At 70.5% G+C, this 264-nt stretch carries 1 protein-coding gene; it reads right to left on the bottom strand.

Annotation, left to right across the window (positions count from 1 at the left end):
- Window positions 1–264: PP2C family protein-serine/threonine phosphatase (locus ADL25_RS20380; protein WP_420711351.1), on the bottom strand; the 264-nt coding region annotated here is incomplete at both ends.

Here is a 264-nt window from a genome sequence, read left to right as displayed (position 1 = left end):
GAGACCGTGCCCGACCACGTCGCCGACGACGAGTGCCACCCGTGCGCCGGACAGCGGGATCACGTCGAACCAGTCACCGCCGACGCCGTGGTCCACATCTGCGGGCAGGTAGCGTGACGCCACCTCGACCGCCGTGCCTCCCGTCAAATGGCGAGGCAGGAGGTTGCGTTGCAGGGTGAGGGCAGCGGCGTGCTGGCTTGCGTACTGGCGGGCGTTGTCCAGCGACTGGGCGGCGCGGCCGACGAGTTCTTCGGCCAGGAGCAG

The sequence above is a fragment of the Streptomyces sp. NRRL F-5122 genome (genome assembly GCF_001507435.1).
GTDB lineage: Bacteria > Actinomycetota > Actinomycetes > Streptomycetales > Streptomycetaceae > Streptomyces > Streptomyces lannensis.
This window is presented reverse-complemented; position numbering and strand designations above follow the sequence as displayed.